At 35.3% G+C, this 16,301-nt stretch carries 16 protein-coding genes and 1 other annotated feature; of the genes, 2 read left to right on the top strand and 14 right to left on the bottom strand.

Annotated elements, in window-relative coordinates; genetic code table 11:
- Positions 1-160: 160 nt before the first annotated feature.
- Positions 161-556: a transcriptional regulator SpxA gene (gene spxA / locus MJG50_RS12870; protein WP_240256145.1), complete on the bottom strand. Its 396-nt coding sequence runs from the start codon at positions 554-556 to the stop codon at positions 161-163.
- 201 nt (positions 557-757) lie between these two features.
- The gene (locus tag MJG50_RS12865; protein WP_240256144.1) at positions 758-1,333 is read right to left on the bottom strand and encodes a GNAT family N-acetyltransferase; all 576 of its coding nucleotides are present in this window, start codon (positions 1,331-1,333) and stop codon (positions 758-760) included.
- A gap of 133 nt (positions 1,334-1,466) precedes the next feature.
- Here MJG50_RS12865 and MJG50_RS12860 point away from each other — a divergent pair, with 133 nt between their 5' ends.
- Complete coding sequence (locus MJG50_RS12860) at positions 1,467-1,655, top strand: hypothetical protein (protein ID WP_240256143.1); 189 nt, start codon at positions 1,467-1,469, stop codon at positions 1,653-1,655.
- Between the two features lie 42 nt (positions 1,656-1,697).
- Here the strand turns inward: MJG50_RS12860 and MJG50_RS12855 are convergent, their stop codons facing one another.
- The 5 genes from MJG50_RS12855 to MJG50_RS12835 all read right to left on the bottom strand — a co-directional run bounded on the left by MJG50_RS12855 (position 1,698) and on the right by MJG50_RS12835 (position 7,468).
- The gene (locus tag MJG50_RS12855; protein WP_240256142.1) at positions 1,698-2,639 is read right to left on the bottom strand and encodes an ABC transporter ATP-binding protein; all 942 of its coding nucleotides are present in this window, start codon (positions 2,637-2,639) and stop codon (positions 1,698-1,700) included.
- Positions 2,640-3,695: an ABC transporter ATP-binding protein gene (locus tag MJG50_RS12850; RefSeq protein ID WP_240256141.1), complete on the bottom strand. Its 1,056-nt coding sequence runs from the start codon at positions 3,693-3,695 to the stop codon at positions 2,640-2,642.
- A gap of 12 nt (positions 3,696-3,707) precedes the next feature.
- Positions 3,708-4,625 carry an ABC transporter permease gene (locus MJG50_RS12845; protein ID WP_240256140.1) on the bottom strand — a complete coding sequence of 306 codons (918 nt, stop codon included), beginning with the start codon at positions 4,623-4,625 and terminating at the stop codon, positions 3,708-3,710.
- Positions 4,626-4,628: 3 nt separating this feature from the next.
- On the bottom strand, positions 4,629-5,564 hold the full coding sequence (locus MJG50_RS12840; protein ID WP_240256139.1) for an ABC transporter permease: 936 nt from the start codon (positions 5,562-5,564) through the stop codon (positions 4,629-4,631).
- Positions 5,565-5,827: 263 nt separating this feature from the next.
- Positions 5,828-7,468, bottom strand: coding sequence for a peptide ABC transporter substrate-binding protein (locus MJG50_RS12835; protein ID WP_431307283.1), 1,641 nt, complete (start codon positions 7,466-7,468; stop codon positions 5,828-5,830).
- Between the two features lie 191 nt (positions 7,469-7,659).
- Positions 7,660-7,896 (top strand) — a binding site (T-box leader).
- Positions 7,897-7,953: 57 nt separating this feature from the next.
- Here MJG50_RS12835 and trpS point away from each other — a divergent pair.
- On the top strand, positions 7,954-8,946 hold the full coding sequence (gene trpS / locus MJG50_RS12830; protein ID WP_240256208.1) for a tryptophan--tRNA ligase: 993 nt from the start codon (positions 7,954-7,956) through the stop codon (positions 8,944-8,946).
- A 121-nt stretch (positions 8,947-9,067) separates the two neighbouring features.
- Here the strand turns inward: trpS and MJG50_RS12825 are convergent, their stop codons facing one another.
- From MJG50_RS12825 to MJG50_RS12795, 7 genes are all read right to left on the bottom strand, one after another.
- Positions 9,068-9,817, bottom strand: coding sequence for a YjbA family protein (locus tag MJG50_RS12825; RefSeq protein WP_240256137.1), 750 nt, complete (start codon positions 9,815-9,817; stop codon positions 9,068-9,070).
- 97 nt (positions 9,818-9,914) lie between these two features.
- Positions 9,915-10,127, bottom strand: a complete 213-nt coding sequence (locus tag MJG50_RS22455; RefSeq protein ID WP_240256136.1) for a YuzI family membrane protein — start codon at positions 10,125-10,127, stop codon at positions 9,915-9,917.
- 138 nt (positions 10,128-10,265) lie between these two features.
- Positions 10,266-11,174 carry an oligopeptide ABC transporter permease gene (gene opp4C / locus MJG50_RS12815; RefSeq protein ID WP_240256135.1) on the bottom strand — a complete coding sequence of 303 codons (909 nt, stop codon included), beginning with the start codon at positions 11,172-11,174 and terminating at the stop codon, positions 10,266-10,268.
- 15 nt (positions 11,175-11,189) lie between these two features.
- Positions 11,190-12,140: an ABC transporter permease gene (locus MJG50_RS12810; protein ID WP_240256134.1), complete on the bottom strand. Its 951-nt coding sequence runs from the start codon at positions 12,138-12,140 to the stop codon at positions 11,190-11,192.
- 128 nt (positions 12,141-12,268) lie between these two features.
- A complete protein-coding gene (locus tag MJG50_RS12805) occupies positions 12,269-13,939 on the bottom strand; it encodes a peptide-binding protein (protein WP_240256133.1) in 1,671 nt (556 codons plus the stop codon).
- 112 nt (positions 13,940-14,051) lie between these two features.
- The gene (locus tag MJG50_RS12800; RefSeq protein WP_240256132.1) at positions 14,052-15,074 is read right to left on the bottom strand and encodes an ABC transporter ATP-binding protein; all 1,023 of its coding nucleotides are present in this window, start codon (positions 15,072-15,074) and stop codon (positions 14,052-14,054) included.
- On the bottom strand, positions 15,071-16,054 hold the full coding sequence (locus MJG50_RS12795) for an ABC transporter ATP-binding protein (protein ID WP_240256131.1): 984 nt from the start codon (positions 16,052-16,054) through the stop codon (positions 15,071-15,073). The genes MJG50_RS12800 and MJG50_RS12795 overlap by 4 nt, the downstream gene beginning before the upstream one ends.
- Positions 16,055-16,301: the final 247 nt, after the last annotated feature.

The following is a 16,301-nucleotide window of genomic DNA, read 5'->3' as shown; positions in this document are numbered from 1 at the left end:
AATAAGGCCCTTTTTAAAAACAATCATTCGCCCAATTATTCATTACATTATAATATGAAATTCTTATTAAAACGAGTAAAATGTCTTAATTTGCGCTTAAACATGTATAAAAAAACTTCTACATTAAATTGACATGTAGAAGTTTTTTAATTTAATAAGATTAATTGACAAGTTTTTGAGCTTCTCTTAATTGGAAGGTGCGAACCTTTCGAGGTAAAAATCTACGAATTTCATCCTCATTATATCCAACTTGAAGCCTCTTCTCATCAATAATGATTGGGCGTCTAAGAAGTCCAGGATTGCCTTTAATCAATTCATATAAATCTTGTAGTGGCATTGATTCAAGATTTATATTTAGTTTTTGAAATACCTTTGAACGAGTCGAGATAATCTCATCTGTACCATCTTCAGTCATTCGTAGGATTTCCTTAATTTCTTCAATTGATAGAGAATCGGAAAAAATATTCCGTTCTTGATAAGCAATATGATGCTCCTCCAACCATGATTTTGCTTTACGGCAGGAAGTACAGCTTGGTGAAGTATAAAGAGTAACCATTAACCTTATCACTCCCTTAAAAAGTACAATATTTAACAACCAAGATTGATTGGTAAATATGTCATTACAGTTAAAGTCTTAATTAAAATTACTTTAATTAAGTAATTTCTTTAATTATACCTCAAATTGGCTTAGAAAGATATACAATTTCAGAAAAAAAAGAGCTAAATCTAATATTTACAATGATATTTTTGTATCTACTTAGATGTTTTTTAATATATCTTTATTATCGCTTTCTTCATTATATGTGAGAACTTCTTCAACATCTTGGTAAGATGCACCGTAAAATTCTTGATCTTTGTAAGTATGAATTAATTGATAAGTCTTTCTCATTGCTTTATAAATTGTCTCTTCCGATTCATTTAAAGGAGACCAGTATAATATTTCCATTTTATTAATTTCATTAGTTGCAAGTGATCTTCTACGATATCCAATTGATTGTGCGTGCTCAAAGCCTTCACGTTTATAAAATTTTAGTCGTTTAGCTGTATCCGTGTCTTCATAATTAATCGGCTCTACTTCTAAAATGATTGCTTTTCCTTTTTGTTTTAGTTTTTCTAAAAGTTTATGTCCGAGGCCTTGCCCACGCGCATCTTTAGAAACAAATAAGTAATCAATAAAAATGAAATGATCAAGCTCAACATACATTAATACGTGATTCGGCCCTTCATCTTTCAGATAGATGTCTCCTTTTTCCTCAAGTAGAACTTCCATATGTTCTTTTGACTTCATTTCTTCAATCGGAAAATACTGATTTAACTTTTCATACCAATTCATCTAACTACTCCCTTATTTCTTAGTTAGTATTTATTGTAACATATCATTATTTTTAGATATTCCCTCTTTCAATAAGTCTAAACATAGAATAAAATAGAGGTATGATAATGGGATTATTCATGGAGGGGTTTACATGACAGAATACATAATTGATTTGGCACTCCTAACAGTGCTTATAATTGGAATTACTGCAATAAATGGTGTATTAACAAATGGTATTGGTGAAAAGGTTTTTGGGGGAAAAGGCGGATCTGATATTTATAACCGTGATTTAAATGTAAAAACCGGCTGGAAGCAAGTCGGTGGAAAAAAGAAAAAATAAACATAATTTGAAAACCCAACAACTGTTGGGTTTTCTTTATGGCTAATGAGCATATATTGACTTATACGATTCATATTCTTTATTTGAACATGAAACGAAATGACCATGAGAAATTTCCCGAAGCTTTACATCTTCTCCATCTGAATAGCCGTGTTCATTTGGATCATAATGAATTCTTTTTCGATTTCTTTCATAATTAGGATCAGGTAATGGTATTGCAGATAATAATGATTTTGTATAGGGATGAATAGGGTTTTCGTACAAATCATTGGCATCAGCAAGCTCAACGATTTTTCCAAAATACATGACACCAATTCTGTCACTTATATATTTTACCATTGATAAATCGTGAGCAATGAATAAATAAGTTAATCCTTTTTCCTTTTGTAATTTTTTCATTAAATTCACTACCTGGGCTTGTATCGAAACATCTAGTGCTGAAATTGGTTCATCTGCAATGATAAAATCAGGATCTACAGCTAATGCTCTTGCGATTCCAATTCTTTGACGCTGCCCACCACTGAACTCATGTGGATATCGGTTTGCATGCTCTCTATTTAAGCCAACGGTTTCAAGGAGTTCATAGACACGTTCCATTCTCTCCAACTTATTAGCTGCCAAACCATGAATATCAATGCCTTCCGCAACAATATCAGCCACTGTCATCCTTGGATTAAGCGATGCGTATGGGTCTTGGAATATCATTTGCATTTTACGATTAAATTTTTTTAGCTCCTGCTTCGATTTCTTTCCATGAACATCCTCACCATTAAAAATAACCTCGCCATCAGTTGCATTATATAAACGTATAATTGTACGACCTGTTGTTGATTTTCCACAACCGGATTCTCCAACTAAGCCTAATGTTTCTCCTTTATAAATATCAAAAGTAATTCCATCTACAGCCTTAATAACATTAGGTGTTCCTACGTTGAAATATTGCTTTAACCCTTTTATTTCAATTAGCTTTTGTTTTTCAGCCACCTATTTCCCCTCCTTAATTAAGTGAGAGGTACTTAAAGAGATCATTCTTTTTTTCACTGCCTCTGGTGGTTCAACCTTTGGTGCATCTGGGTGTAAAAGCCATGTAGCAGCATAATGTGTGTCTGTTATTTTAAACATTGGTGGTTCCTGTTCAAAATCAATTTTCATTGCATAATGATTTCTAGGCGCAAATGCATCTCCCTTTGGAGGATTTGACAAATCTGGTGGTGATCCCGGTATTGCAGTTAATTCTTCCCCACCTTCATTGTCTAAGCTCGGCATTGATGCAAGTAATCCCCATGTATACGGATGCTGCGGGTTATAAAAAATCTCATCAACAGTTCCAGTCTCGATAATCTTACCAGCATACATAACGGCAACTCGATCGGCAACATTTGCAACAACACCTAGATCATGTGTAATGAATATAATAGATGTATCTAATTTCTTTTGTAAATCCTTCATTAAATCTAATATTTGAGCCTGAATTGTAACATCAAGTGCAGTCGTTGGTTCGTCAGCAATTAGAAGTTTTGGGCTTGATGCAAGCGCAATTGCAATCATCACACGTTGCCTCATACCTCCACTAAATTCATGAGGATATTGATTAACACGCTTTTCGGGCATGGGAATACCTACTAGCCGAAGTAATTCAATTGCTCGACTCTTCGCATTCGCTTTTGACATATTTTGATGCTTTATTAAACCTTCCATAATCTGCATACCGACTTTCATTGTTGGGTTCAATGAGGTCATTGGATCCTGAAATATCATCCCAATATCTTTTCCACGTATTTGTTCCATTTCTTTATTGCTCTTGGGAACTAAATCTACACCATCAAATAATATTTGACCATTTGTGATTTTTCCCGGCGGCATTGGAATGAGCTTCATTATTGTTTGTGATGTGACACTTTTTCCAGATCCAGATTCACCGACAATTGCTAATGTTTCTCCTTTATACAAATCAAATGTAACTCCTCGAACTGCTCTTACTTCGCCAGCATAAGTTTGAAATGAAACTTCTAAATCCTTTACCTCTAATAGTTTTTCCATCCTCCTCACCCCCTACTTACGTAATCGTGGATCTAGTGCGTCCCGTAATCCATCACCAATCACATTAAATGAAAAGATTGTTAGACAAATAAGGATGGCTGGAAAGAATAATCTCCACGGGTAATATTCAAAAGCAGGTAAACCTTCCGATGCCATTGTCCCCCAACTTGCAAGCGGTACTTGAACCCCTAATCCTAAATAACTCAAAAATGCTTCTGTAAAAATTGCATTTGGAATTGTCAATGTCATCGTCACAAGAATGGGTCCCATTGAATTTGGAACTAAATGTCTAAACATGATTCTTTTCACATTCGCACCTAATGTTTGAGCAGCCAATACATATTCTTGATATTTTAATTGTAGAACTTGACCACGGACGATACGGGCCATATTAATCCATCCTGTTATTGTCATGGCAATAATCATCGTCCCTAATCCTTGTTTGAGAATGACCATTAATAGAATAACTAATAGTAAATACGGAACCCCATATAAAATGTCCGCAAATCGCATCATGAATTCATCCGTCTTACCACCACGATATCCTGAAATCCCACCCCAGATTACCCCAATCGCCAAATCAATAACAGCTGCTGCTAAACCGATAAAAAGTGAAATTCTCGCACCTTGCCAAGTTCTAGTAAAAACATCTCTACCTAGTTCATCCGTTCCAAACCAATGTTCTGAAGAAGGTGGTTTATTCACATTCATTAAGTCGTTCGTTCGATAATCATACTGTGATATCCATGGTCCAATAATCGCCATTATTAATAATAGAACAATTAAAACAATACCAGTCATTGCCAATTTATTTTTTTTAAATCTCATCGTGACATCTTTCCAAAAAGAAAGACTTGGCCTTGAAATTCTTTCCGACTCATTCGTATCTATTGTTGCTGGAGAAAACATGTCCTTTGGTATTTGCTGCATTCGTTATTCTCCTTTCTTCGCACCCGTTAACTTAATACGCGGGTCAATTAGCCCATATAAAATATCCACGATGAGGACTGAGAAAAGTAATAATATACTATAAAAAACTGTTACCCCCATAATTACTGTGTAGTCACGATTTGTAATACTCGTTACAAATTCATCTCCTAAACCAGGAATTCCGAAGATTTTTTCAATAACAAAGCTACCTGTAAGTATTCCTGCAGTTAATGGCCCCATATAAGAGACAACCGGAAGCATTGCATTCCTGATTGTATGTCTGTATGTAATTGTTCGTTGCTTCAGACCCTTTGCACGGGCAGTCTTGATATAATCATTATTTAAAACCTCAAGCATGCTTGAGCGAGTTAGCCTAGCAATAAATGCCATCGGTGTAGATGCTAATGCAATTGCCGGCAGTATCGTATGATTAAATGATTCCCATCTTGCAACCGGAAACCAATCAAGTTTAATTGCAAACACGTATTGCAAAACAGTTGCTAAAATAAAGCTCGGAACTGATATTCCAAGGACTGCGATAATCATCGCAGAATAATCCTGCCATTTATTATGGTATAATGCTGCGATCACACCTAGTAATACTCCGAAAGCAATAGCCAGTAAAATAGATTCAATTCCTAAAAACAATGAAATCGGAAAACCACGATTGATAATCTCATTCACAGTCATTGCCTTAAATTTAAAAGATGGACCTAAATCCCATCTTGCAACATCATATAAATAATCAAAGTATTGTTTGTATAACGGTTGATCCAATCCATAATGGGCATTAAGTGCGGCCTCAATTTCAGGTGGAACATCCTTTTCCTTCGTAAATGGCCCACCCGGGGCTGCTTGCATTAAGAAAAAAGTAGCGGTAATGATTAAGATGAGAGACAAAAGCATGTAAATAAGACGTTTGCTTATATATTTTGCCACTCTTGGCACCTCCAAATTAGAAAAGCGCAAGCGCCTTCGAAACAAGCAGAGCTTGTTCCTGCGATGATTATCCCAGGAAGATTCCCCTTGTGTTCAGCCCCGACAAGCAAATGTTCTGTGGCAAAAAAGTCTGCACTTTGACTTTTCTTGCCACAGGTTATTTGACCTCGAGCTGCTTAGAAGCACAGCTTCTTCGCAAGATATTCAAGGAAGACTCTTCAGGGATGAAAACTGGCTAGGCGCTGGAGCTAGACATCATAGAATTATTCAAAATACGCCCATTTGTATTGAACATCTCCTAATGGTGAGATAACAACACCTTTCAGTTTTTCATTTTGGATCCAATTTTCAGTATAAAAATATAATGGTGCAATCGGCATTTCATCCATTAAGATTTCTTCGGCATCCTTGAGCAAAGCTAAGCGTTTAGCTGAATCTGTCTCAACAGAAGCCTGAGTTAATAGTTTATTGTATCCTGAATTTGACCATCCTGTATCGTTATTACCTTTTGGCTCTGTGAATATTTCTAAAAAGTTCACTGGGTCATTGAAATCAGCGAGCCAGCTTCCACGAGCAATTTGAAAATTTCCTTGGTCAACATTATCTAAGAATACTGCCCATTCCGCATTACTCAAAGTAACGTCAATTCCAAGATTTTTTCTCCACATGTCCTGAATGGCTTGGGCAATTTTTTGATGTGCTTCAGAAGTATTATAGGAAAGTGCAATTGCGGGAAGCTGTGAAGCATCAGTTAAACCAAGTTCTTTTAATCCTTTCGTTAATAATTCCTTTGCAGTATCGATATCATTATCCTTAAAATATCCTTTTTCATTATCCTTAATCATAGTTGTTGGAACAACTGCCATTGCGGGTTTTTGTCCACCTTGTGTTATGTTTTCAATAATTGCCTTTCGATTAATTGCATAGGTTAATGCCTTTCGAATATTCGCATTATTAAAAGGTTCTTTAGTAATATTAAATTTGAACCAATAGGTTCCAGCAATCACTTTTGTCTGTAGTGTTCCTTCCTTTTCAAGTTGTGGAATGACATCCGTTGGGAGTGCTGAAGTTGGAGCCCCAGCCCAATCAAGCTCACCCTTTTTAAAGCTTTGATATTCCGTATTTTCATCATCAATCATATCCATCGTTATTTTTTCAAGCTTCACAGTATCTGAATCCCAGTAATCCTTGTTCTTTTCCAACGTAATACTTGCCGATTTATCGGTGATCACAAATGGTCCATTCATAACATAATTATCATCTACCTTATTTGCCCAATCTGGATTTTCCTTAGCTGTCTTACTATTTACCGGAAGATACGTATAAAAAGCGGTAAGCTCAAGGAAAAAATCTGCAGGATTCGTTAGATTAACAACTAAAGTTTTGTCGTCTGTTGCTTTTATACCGACATTATTCATTTTGTCAATTGAAATATCCTTCGTATTATAGGCTTCCTTTGCTCCAGCTATATAATTATAAATAATTGAAGCATAATCTGATTGGTTTTTTGGATCTAATACCCATTTCCAAGCGTACTCAAAGTCATGTGCAGTTACTTTATCTCCATTTGACCAATTAGCATCTCGAATTGTAAAAGTGTATGTTTTTTTATCCTCTGAAATATCTATTTTTTCAGCCATTGCTTCATGGGGCTTACCATCCTCCCCTACTCTAGTTAAACCTTCAAAAGCATGACGTAACACGACACCGGAAGTAGAATCAGTTGCAAGTCCCGGATGCAAAGTTGGTGGTTCAGACTTTATATTAATTCGCAACTCTTGAGCATGTTCCCCGTTTTTACTTTCACCGGTATTATCATCATTATTATCAAAATTTCCACATCCAGAAAGTAAGAGAAAAACGATTAATTGTATGCAGACCAAATACGAACTTTTCTTCAAAATAATTTACCTCCATCTCATTTATTTTTTATATTTAGTAATCTTTACGCTCATTATATTGTTTCAAACGCATACATCTTATGCGTATATTCTCGATTAATTCCTGGCCTAATCAATTTACAAATTTAATAATTCACTTGCATTTCACGAAAATATCACTATAATAATTAATAATTACTTTTGGATAAATTTAATAATTAGCAATGATAAAGAGTAGTAAATATGGATACCATTTTTTAGGAATATTCCTATACAAGAGAGCCTATGGTTGGTGAGAATAGGTAATGGACCATATCGAATGGACTTTTGAGCTTCTGGGTTGAAAGTATGAGTATTCCTGGACGATTTTTTCTTACGTTACAAGGAAAAGAGTGATTCTACAAATATGTAGGATAACTAGGGTGGCAACGCGGTAACCATTCGTCCCTAACATGATTGTTAGGGATGGGTGGTTTTTTTGCGTTCATAAAATTAGAAAAGGAGACTAGATTATGAAGACAATTTTTTCTGGCATTCAGCCAAGTGGATCTGTTACATTAGGGAATTATATTGGGGCTATGAAGCAATTTGTTGAACTACAGCATGATTATAATTGTTATTTCTGCATTGTGGATCAACATTCAATTACTGTACCACAAGAAAGACTCGAATTACGAAAGAACATTAGAAGCCTAGCTGCTCTATATTTAGCAGTTGGAATTGATCCAGATAAGGCAACATTATTTATCCAATCAGAGGTACCCGCACATGCTCAAGCTGGCTGGATGCTTCAATGTGTGTCATATATTGGAGAATTAGAACGGATGACACAATTCAAAGATAAATCGAAAGGTAAGGATGCTGTCGTGGCTGGTTTATTAACTTACCCACCTCTAATGGCTGGCGACATCCTATTATATAATACAGACTTAGTACCTGTTGGAGAGGACCAAAAGCAACATATCGAATTAACACGGGATCTTGCTGAACGTTTCAACAAAAAATATAATGATATCTTTACAATTCCAGATGCCCATATTCCAAAAGAAGGTGCAAGGATTATGTCATTAACCGAACCTACTAAAAAAATGAGCAAATCAGACCCTAATAAGAAATCTTTTATTACATTACTTGATGATCCAAAGCAAATTGAGAAAAAAATCAAGAGTGCTGTGACTGATTCTGAAGGAATTGTATCGTTTGATAAAGAAAACCGACCTGGAATCTCAAATTTATTAACAATTTATTCCGTGTTCAGTAATCAAACCATTCCTGAAATCGAAGACAAGTACAAGGGAAAAGGATACGGAGAGTTTAAATCAGATCTAGCTGAACTTGTTGTTAAAAATTTAACTCCAATTCAAGAAAGATATTACCACTTTCTAGAATCTAAAGAATTAGATAGAATCTTAGATGAAGGTGCTGAAAAAGCAAATCGTATTGCAAGTAAGACTGTGAAAAAGATGGAAAATGCAATGGGACTTGGAAGAAAAAGAAAATAAAGAACAATAGCGCAAGCGCCTTGGCGCTTGCGCTGAACGTAGATAAACTTTATTAAAATATAATTTCCTGGTAAATAATAATATAAGGGGAATTGTTCATTACAACAATTCCCCTTACGTTTTATACCTTTGACTCATGTTCCATTTCCCATAGTTTTTCGAAAAATGGTTGACCCTTTATTAGGTTTTCACAAAGCTGAACATGTTTGCTTGTCCAGCCAAGTCTTGTTTCTTCATACAATTGTTCCCAAACTTCTTCGAAATCCATTTCATGAATTTCCTGATATTTTAATGGATTCCATTCTGTGTACCAATATCTGATTTCTGCCACATTTTTTGTTGATAAAAGTTGATCCAATGCCATAAATAAAAGTTGCTTTAACTGTCTTTCCTTCCTAGTAAGCCCTGCCATTTCATAAGGTGAAGGGGATAGAATATGATATTCTTTACGTTCACTGTTCACTTTTTTGTCAAAGGTGTATTGAATTGGGTCATGATCACTCACCATTTCATAAACGAGTTGTTCCTGTCGTGGTATTAATCTGCTTTTTCTAATTGGAGTGTTGTAGCCAATCGTATCAACGGCAATAATTCCATAACCATCAGTAACAACAAAACAATAATCTAGTTGAATTCTCTCATGGTTTTTTCTAACATATGCCTTTTGGTGAACATCTACTAACAATTGTTGAGGTAATTCCATTAAATCATTTTCAATGGTATTAAACAAAGGAGAACTAATTTTTAATAACGGTACTTGGTCTAAAAGTTCTACACGATCTTCCTTGCGCCATTCATGGAAGTGGCAAACGTTGTAGCCATTTTCTTCACCTTCAAACCAATTTACCCAAATATCATGAAGATACAACATTTATTACCCCTCACTTCAAAGCTGTTTTGTCAACAGTATAGGCAGAAAAGTGAGTTTTTATTCCATAATATTCTTATATTACTAAGAAAATCCTACCTTAATCTTGTTCTTTAGTTGGAAAGTAGATACTAATCCATACCATGAGTAGACCAATAATTAGTAAGTAACATTCTATTTTTCTACTTATAAAATGAAGATATTCATAAAACTTGTATCCGGTAGTTAAAAGATTTAAATAGGCAATGGTACTAACCCCTCCGATTATAGCTAGTCCAAAACCAATTAAAAAAATAAATCCTCTAAGTATCATATACAAGTTTCCCTACTATTTTATAACTTATCATCATTTCAAACACCTACTTGTCCAATACTCCTTTCTATCATTGTATGAACAAGTAGTAAATTAATGACTTTCCATAGGAAAAAGCCAAGATGGCATCTTGGCTTTTTATTCGTTAATTTTTGGATCAAGTGCATCTCGCAAACCGTCACCAACAAAGTTAAAGGCTAAAACAGTTACTAAAATACATAGACCAGGTGCTGTCGGATACCACCAATACTTCAACATGATCGTAATACTCTGAGCATCTTGAAGCATATTTCCCCAACTTGCATCTGGAGGCTGAATCCCTAATCCTAAATAACTTAGTGCTGATTCAGATAATATGACACTTCCGATTGCAAGTGTCGCAGCAACAATGATTGGACCCATTGCATTTGGTAAGATTTCTCTGAAAATAATCTTAAAACTATTTGTTCCGATTGTTTTTGATGCTAGTACAAATTCTCTAGAACGGAGTGATAAAAATTCCCCACGTACCAAACGGGATGTACCCATCCAACCGGTAAGTGCAAAAATTATAATTAATTTATCAACACCTGGATTAAAAATAGTTATTAAAGTAATTAATAAAAAGATCGTTGGAATTGATAGCATAATATCAACAAATCTCATAATCATTGCGTCAATAATTCCACCAAAATATCCTGCCAAAGCTCCAAGAGTAGTACCAATGACCATCGCACCTGCTACTGAAGCAAAGCCTACCATTAGTGAAACTCTCGCACCATACAATAATCGCGTAAAAATATCACGCCCAAAAGTATCTGTCCCTAAAAGATGCTCTTTACTTGGTGTTAGAAACCGATCTAATAATTCCTGCTTTTCTGGTGAATAAGGAGTTAATAATGGTGCGCAGATAGCTGCAGTTATAATAATAAACAATAAGATTGCACCAATAACCGCTAATTTATTCTTGAAAAACTTCCTAATAATAATTCTTGTCATTGTGTCTGCTTTATTATTTAATCCTTGCAGTTCTAACTCATTATTGGATGCCAAGTTTGGTTGTGCCATGATGATTCCTCCTCCCTAGTATTCAATCCTTGGATCAAAAACAGCATATAGTATATCGGCTACTAGATTCCCAATTATAACAAGGACAGAGGAAATCACTGTTAATGCCATAACGATTGGGAAATCACGTTGGAATGCTGCATCAATAAATAATTTTCCAAGACCTGGCCACCCAAATACTTGTTCAACTACTACAGCTCCACCAATAAAACTTGGAAGCATTAATCCAAAAATCGTAATAACAGGGATTAGACCATTACGTAATCCGTGTTTAAAAATAACCTTACCTTCTTTAAACCCTTTTGCTCTTGCTGTTCTCATATAGTCTTGCTGTACAACCTCTAACATACTTGAGCGAGTATACCTCGTTAAACCTGCCATATCTGCTGTTGCTAAAACAAATGCAGGCATAATTAGGTGGTGTATACGATCCCAAAGGCTAAATGGCATATTGAGTGTTTGTGTTCCAGAAGCAGGGAACCAATGTAAATGAACTGAGAAAATCATTATTAAAAGTAAGCCAAACCAAAAGCTTGGTGTAGCTAGTCCTAAAAATGACGTTACAGTAACAGTATAGTCAATTTTAGAATAAGGACGAATTGCAGAAATGATACCGAATGGGATTGCAATTACAATTGCCAATAAGGTTGAGACAATCATAAGCAGTAGTGTATTCGGTAATCGATTCATAATAAGCTCAGATACATCTCTGCCTTTAAAGACGATTGAATCTCCAAAATCACCCTGTACCATATTACCTAACCATTTAAAGTATTGAATATGAACAGGATCATTCAATCCGTACTTTTCCATTACAACTTCTCTGTCCTTTGGACTAATATTAGGATCCATCAACATTGCAGCCGGGTCACCTGGTGCCATTTGAATAATAGCAAAAGATATGATGGTAATTCCTAATAATAGGGGAATAGCCATTAATGTTCGACGGATGATATAAGATACCATAGCTATTTCTCCTTTACTTTAAAATATATGTTTTATCCAAGATTTTTAGAAAATCCGGTAGTATTCGAAATTAAAGAGGGAAGGGAAAACACCCTTCCCTCTGTTTATATCTTGATGTTTGAATCCTATTATTCTGTTGGTTTTAACCACCATTTGTGTACATTATAGAATGGTGATCTTGAATGGAATTCATAGCCTTCAAGATTTTCAGGCATCGCACGGAATTCCGTTGGGTAATACAAGAATGTATAAGCTTGGTCTTCAGTAATAATTTTGTAAAGATCTTTTTGAATTTGTTTATATTCTTCAGTATCAGGAGTTTGTCTTCCTTTTTCCATTAACTTATCAGCTTCTTCATTCTTATACCAAGCGAAGTTTAGACCTTCTTGAATTTGGCTTGAATGGAAGATATCATATGAATCTGGGAATGTTGATAATGCCCATCCTAGTACCATTGCTTCATAATCCCAGTTTGGTGCTGAAATTTGTTCAATGAAAGCACCCCACTCAGTAATTGCAGGTTTAGCTTCTACACCGATTTCTTTTAATTGTTGCTCAAGTACTACAGCAATTTCTTCACGAACTTTGTTACCTTGGTTTGTTTTAACAGAGAATGACATTTTCTTACCATCTTTATCTAAGATACCATCTCCATCAGTATCTTCCCATCCAGCTTCTTTCATTAATGCTTTTGCTTTTTCTACATCATAATCAAATTTAGGAACATCATCATTATATGTCCACATTAATGGGCTATCAGGAGCATTTGCAACTTGACCAGCACCATTCATAATGCTATCAACAATCGCTTGTCTGTTAATTGCATGTGTCATTGCTTGACGAACACGCTTATCTTGGAATCTCTCATCCTTTTGATTGAAAGCTAAGAATGTGTAAGATAATGCTAAACCTTCTTCAATTTTAATTCCTGGAATTGCTTTTGCTGTTTCAAGTTCAGTTCCTGGAACTGCATTCCACATATCAATTTCACCAGCTTGTAATGAAGCAAGCATAGCGTTAGCATCTGTAATAATTTTTGTAGTAATTGAATCTAAGTGTGGACGACCATCAAAATACTCATCAAATGCAACAACTTTTACATACTCCCCATCTTTCCACTCTTCAAATTTGAATGGACCAGTACCAATTGGGTTCTTTGTATTAAATTCATTCTCATGTAATGTAGCAGGATCTACTTTACCTAAAATATGTTCTGGTAATACAGAATAGCTTAAAGTAGTTGGATAGAATGTAACGTCTACTTTATTTAAAGTAAATTTAACTGTGTAATCGTCAATCTTTTCAACTTTTTCCATGCTTTCAAAGTTAGATTTACGCTCTGAAATAACAGCCTCGTTTTTCAACATCATATAAGAGAATACTACGTCATCAGCAGTCATCTCTTCACCATCATGGAATTTAACGCCTTGCTTAAGCTTAACTGTGTAAGAAAGATTGTCTTCTGAAGGTGTAATTTCTTCAGCAAGATCATTTTGAACTTCAAGATCTAAGTTAACTGTTACTAATCCGTTGTAAAGGAATCCTTCAATGTCACTTGATGCAGTATCAGTTGAGAAATATGGATTGAACATTGTTGGGTTACCAGTTGAACCTACGATTAAATCTCCACCATTAACTGGACCTGTTTCCTCTACTGGCTCTTCAACTGCTGGATCTTTTTCTTTTTCAGGTTTGTCAACTTCTCCGCCAGCTTCCTTGTCTTTAGAACAAGCAGCTAAGAACAGTGACATTACAAATGTAAGGCATAATAATAACCATAAACCTTTTCTTAACTTCACGTTTGTTTCCCCCTATCATTTTGTTGGAATTTTTCGTCATTTGACATTACATTGATCCTTTAAGGTCCTATCTCCCCCCTTCAAAGAATCTATATATTCTGTGCTTATCATCTTATTCATAAAGATGACAAGCAACAAAATGTCCAGTTTTTACTTCTTTAAATTCTGGTACTAGCTGACGGCAAATATCTGTTGCAGCCGGACACCTCGTATGAAATACACAGCCTACTGGTGGGTTCGATGGACTTGGAAGTTCACCTTTTAGCACAATACGTTCCCTTTTAATTGAATTTGACTTCCTAGGAACTGGTACAGCAGATAATAATGCTTGTGTATATGGATGAAGCGGATCAGCGTATAAATCCTCTTTTTCCGCTAATTCCATCATCTTGCCTAAGTACATAACTCCAACTCGATCACTTATATGTCTAACAACACTCAAATCATGTGAGATGAAAATATATGTTAAGCCAAATTCTTCTTGCAAATCCTCCATTAAGTTAATAACTTGGGCTTGTATCGAAACATCTAGTGCAGATACAGGTTCGTCCGCAATAATTAATTCTGGATTAAGAGCAAGTGCTCTTGCAATCCCAATTCTTTGTCGTTGTCCACCAGAGAATTCATGTGGATATCTATTAATAAATGAGGAGTTTAATCCAACTACATCCATCAATTCGCGAACCTTTTCTTCACGTTCTTTACCTGAATACAGATTATGTGTAATCAATGGTTCTTTAATAATGGAACGGATTGTTTTTCTCGGATTAAGCGTTGCGAAAGGGTCCTGGAAGACCATTTGAATATCCTTTCGAATCGTTCTCCGTAGCTGACTTTCAGGCATATGCGTAATGTCCTGACCCTTGAATATTATTTTCCCTTCTGTCGGTTCATATAAGCGGATAATTGTTCTTCCAGTTGTTGATTTTCCACAACCAGATTCACCAACTAGTCCGATTGTTTCGCCTTTCCTAACACTTAAATTTATTCCATCGACCGCTTTTACATTCCCAACATTACGTTGCAAAAGACCAGCTTTTATCGGAAAGTACTTTTTCACGTCTTGAAGTTCAAGTATTGTGTCAGTTTCCTTTTCAGATGCTATACCTTGTTTCTCTTCATTAGTTGCAATCATCCTTTTGCCTCCTCTTCATCGAATAGGAAACAGCGAACTTTTCGTCCACCATTTGTTTGCTTTAACTGAGGTGCTTCAGCAAAACAACGATCAAATGCCTTTGTACAACGTGGTGCAAAACGACATCCTTTTGGCATGTTTTCAGGTGATGGAACATTTCCTTCAATTGATTGAAGGCGTTCAATCTCTCCTTCGATCGTTGGGATTGAATTCATCAATCCAATTGTATAAGGATGTAATGGTTCATCGAATAAATCATCAACATCTGCCTGTTCAACTACTTGACCACCATACATAACGACTACCTTATCTGCAATTTCAGACACTACACCAAGATCATGAGTAATTAATAGAATAGAAGTATCAAACTTTTTACTAACATCTTTCATTAAGTCTAATATTTGAGCTTGAATCGTTACATCAAGAGCTGTTGTAGGCTCGTCAGCTATTAATAACTTTGGATTACAACTCATTGCAATTGCAATCATTACCCTTTGTCGCATCCCACCAGAAAGTCGATGCGGATAATCAGTGATAAGTTCTGCCGCTCTCGAGAAACCTACGAGTTCAAGCATTTCAATTGCTTTTTTAGTAGCTTCATTTTTTGATAGTTTTTGGTGATACGTAAGAACTTCGGTAATTTGCTCACCCACTGTCAGGACAGGATTTAATGATGTCATTGGTTCCTGGAATATCATAGAGACATCATTTCCTCTTACCTTACACATTTCAGCTTCTGATAAGCTAATTAAGCTTTTACCATCAAGTATGATTTCTCCATCAACGATTTTCCCACCAGGACTTGGTACAAGTCTCATAATTGATAACGAAGTGATACTTTTGCCAGATCCCGATTCACCTACAATCGCAACAGTTTCTCCTTTATTAATCGTTAAATCTACACCGTCTACTGCAGGTACTACTGTCTTTTTTCTAAAAAAGTGTGTTTTTAAATTTTTTACTTCGAGTAATGCAGCCATAAAACAGTCACCTTCCTTATCACCATAAAAACAAAATTTACAATTATCACCGAAATGATTATTTATTCTGAAATATCTCATTGAAAATCTTCTATGAAACAATAAACAATATTTCTATCAAACTTGTAATCTGTCTGCTAAAGGAGTTATCCATTAGACAAAACTAAATTATCTGACAATAGAATTAATTAAATTTTATTACAATAGGATTACAAATTCAAGTGAATTTTTAAAATTATGTTAATTT

The organism is Fredinandcohnia quinoae (assembly GCF_022427965.1).
Lineage (GTDB): Bacteria > Bacillota > Bacilli > Bacillales > Bacillaceae_L > Ferdinandcohnia > Ferdinandcohnia quinoae.
The sequence above is the reverse complement of the archived record's forward strand: the minus strand, read 5'-3'. Positions and strand labels throughout refer to the sequence as shown.

What these genes read in the sequence shown, in the direction of transcription:
- spxA (WP_240256145.1), bottom strand. Translation starts at nt 556, where the DNA reads ATGGTTACTCTTTATACTTCACCAAGCTGTACTTCCTGCCGTAAAGCA.
- MJG50_RS12865 (WP_240256144.1), bottom strand. Translation starts at nt 1,333, where the DNA reads ATGAATTGGTATGAAAAGTTAAATCAGTATTTTCCGATTGAAGAAATG.
- MJG50_RS22455 (WP_240256136.1), bottom strand. Translation starts at nt 10,127, where the DNA reads ATGATACTTAGAGGATTTATTTTTTTAATTGGTTTTGGACTAGCTATA.
- MJG50_RS12850 (WP_240256141.1), bottom strand. Translation starts at nt 3,695, where the DNA reads ATGGAAAAACTATTAGAGGTAAAGGATTTAGAAGTTTCATTTCAAACT.
- MJG50_RS12810 (WP_240256134.1), bottom strand. Translation starts at nt 12,140, where the DNA reads ATGGTATCTTATATCATCCGTCGAACATTAATGGCTATTCCCCTATTA.
- MJG50_RS12860 (WP_240256143.1), top strand. Translation starts at nt 1,467, where the DNA reads ATGACAGAATACATAATTGATTTGGCACTCCTAACAGTGCTTATAATT.
- MJG50_RS12800 (WP_240256132.1), bottom strand. Translation starts at nt 15,074, where the DNA reads ATGATTGCAACTAATGAAGAGAAACAAGGTATAGCATCTGAAAAGGAA.
- MJG50_RS12795 (WP_240256131.1), bottom strand. Translation starts at nt 16,054, where the DNA reads ATGGCTGCATTACTCGAAGTAAAAAATTTAAAAACACACTTTTTTAGA.
- opp4C (WP_240256135.1), bottom strand. Translation starts at nt 11,174, where the DNA reads ATGGCACAACCAAACTTGGCATCCAATAATGAGTTAGAACTGCAAGGA.
- MJG50_RS12845 (WP_240256140.1), bottom strand. Translation starts at nt 4,625, where the DNA reads ATGCAGCAAATACCAAAGGACATGTTTTCTCCAGCAACAATAGATACG.
- MJG50_RS12825 (WP_240256137.1), bottom strand. Translation starts at nt 9,817, where the DNA reads ATGTTGTATCTTCATGATATTTGGGTAAATTGGTTTGAAGGTGAAGAA.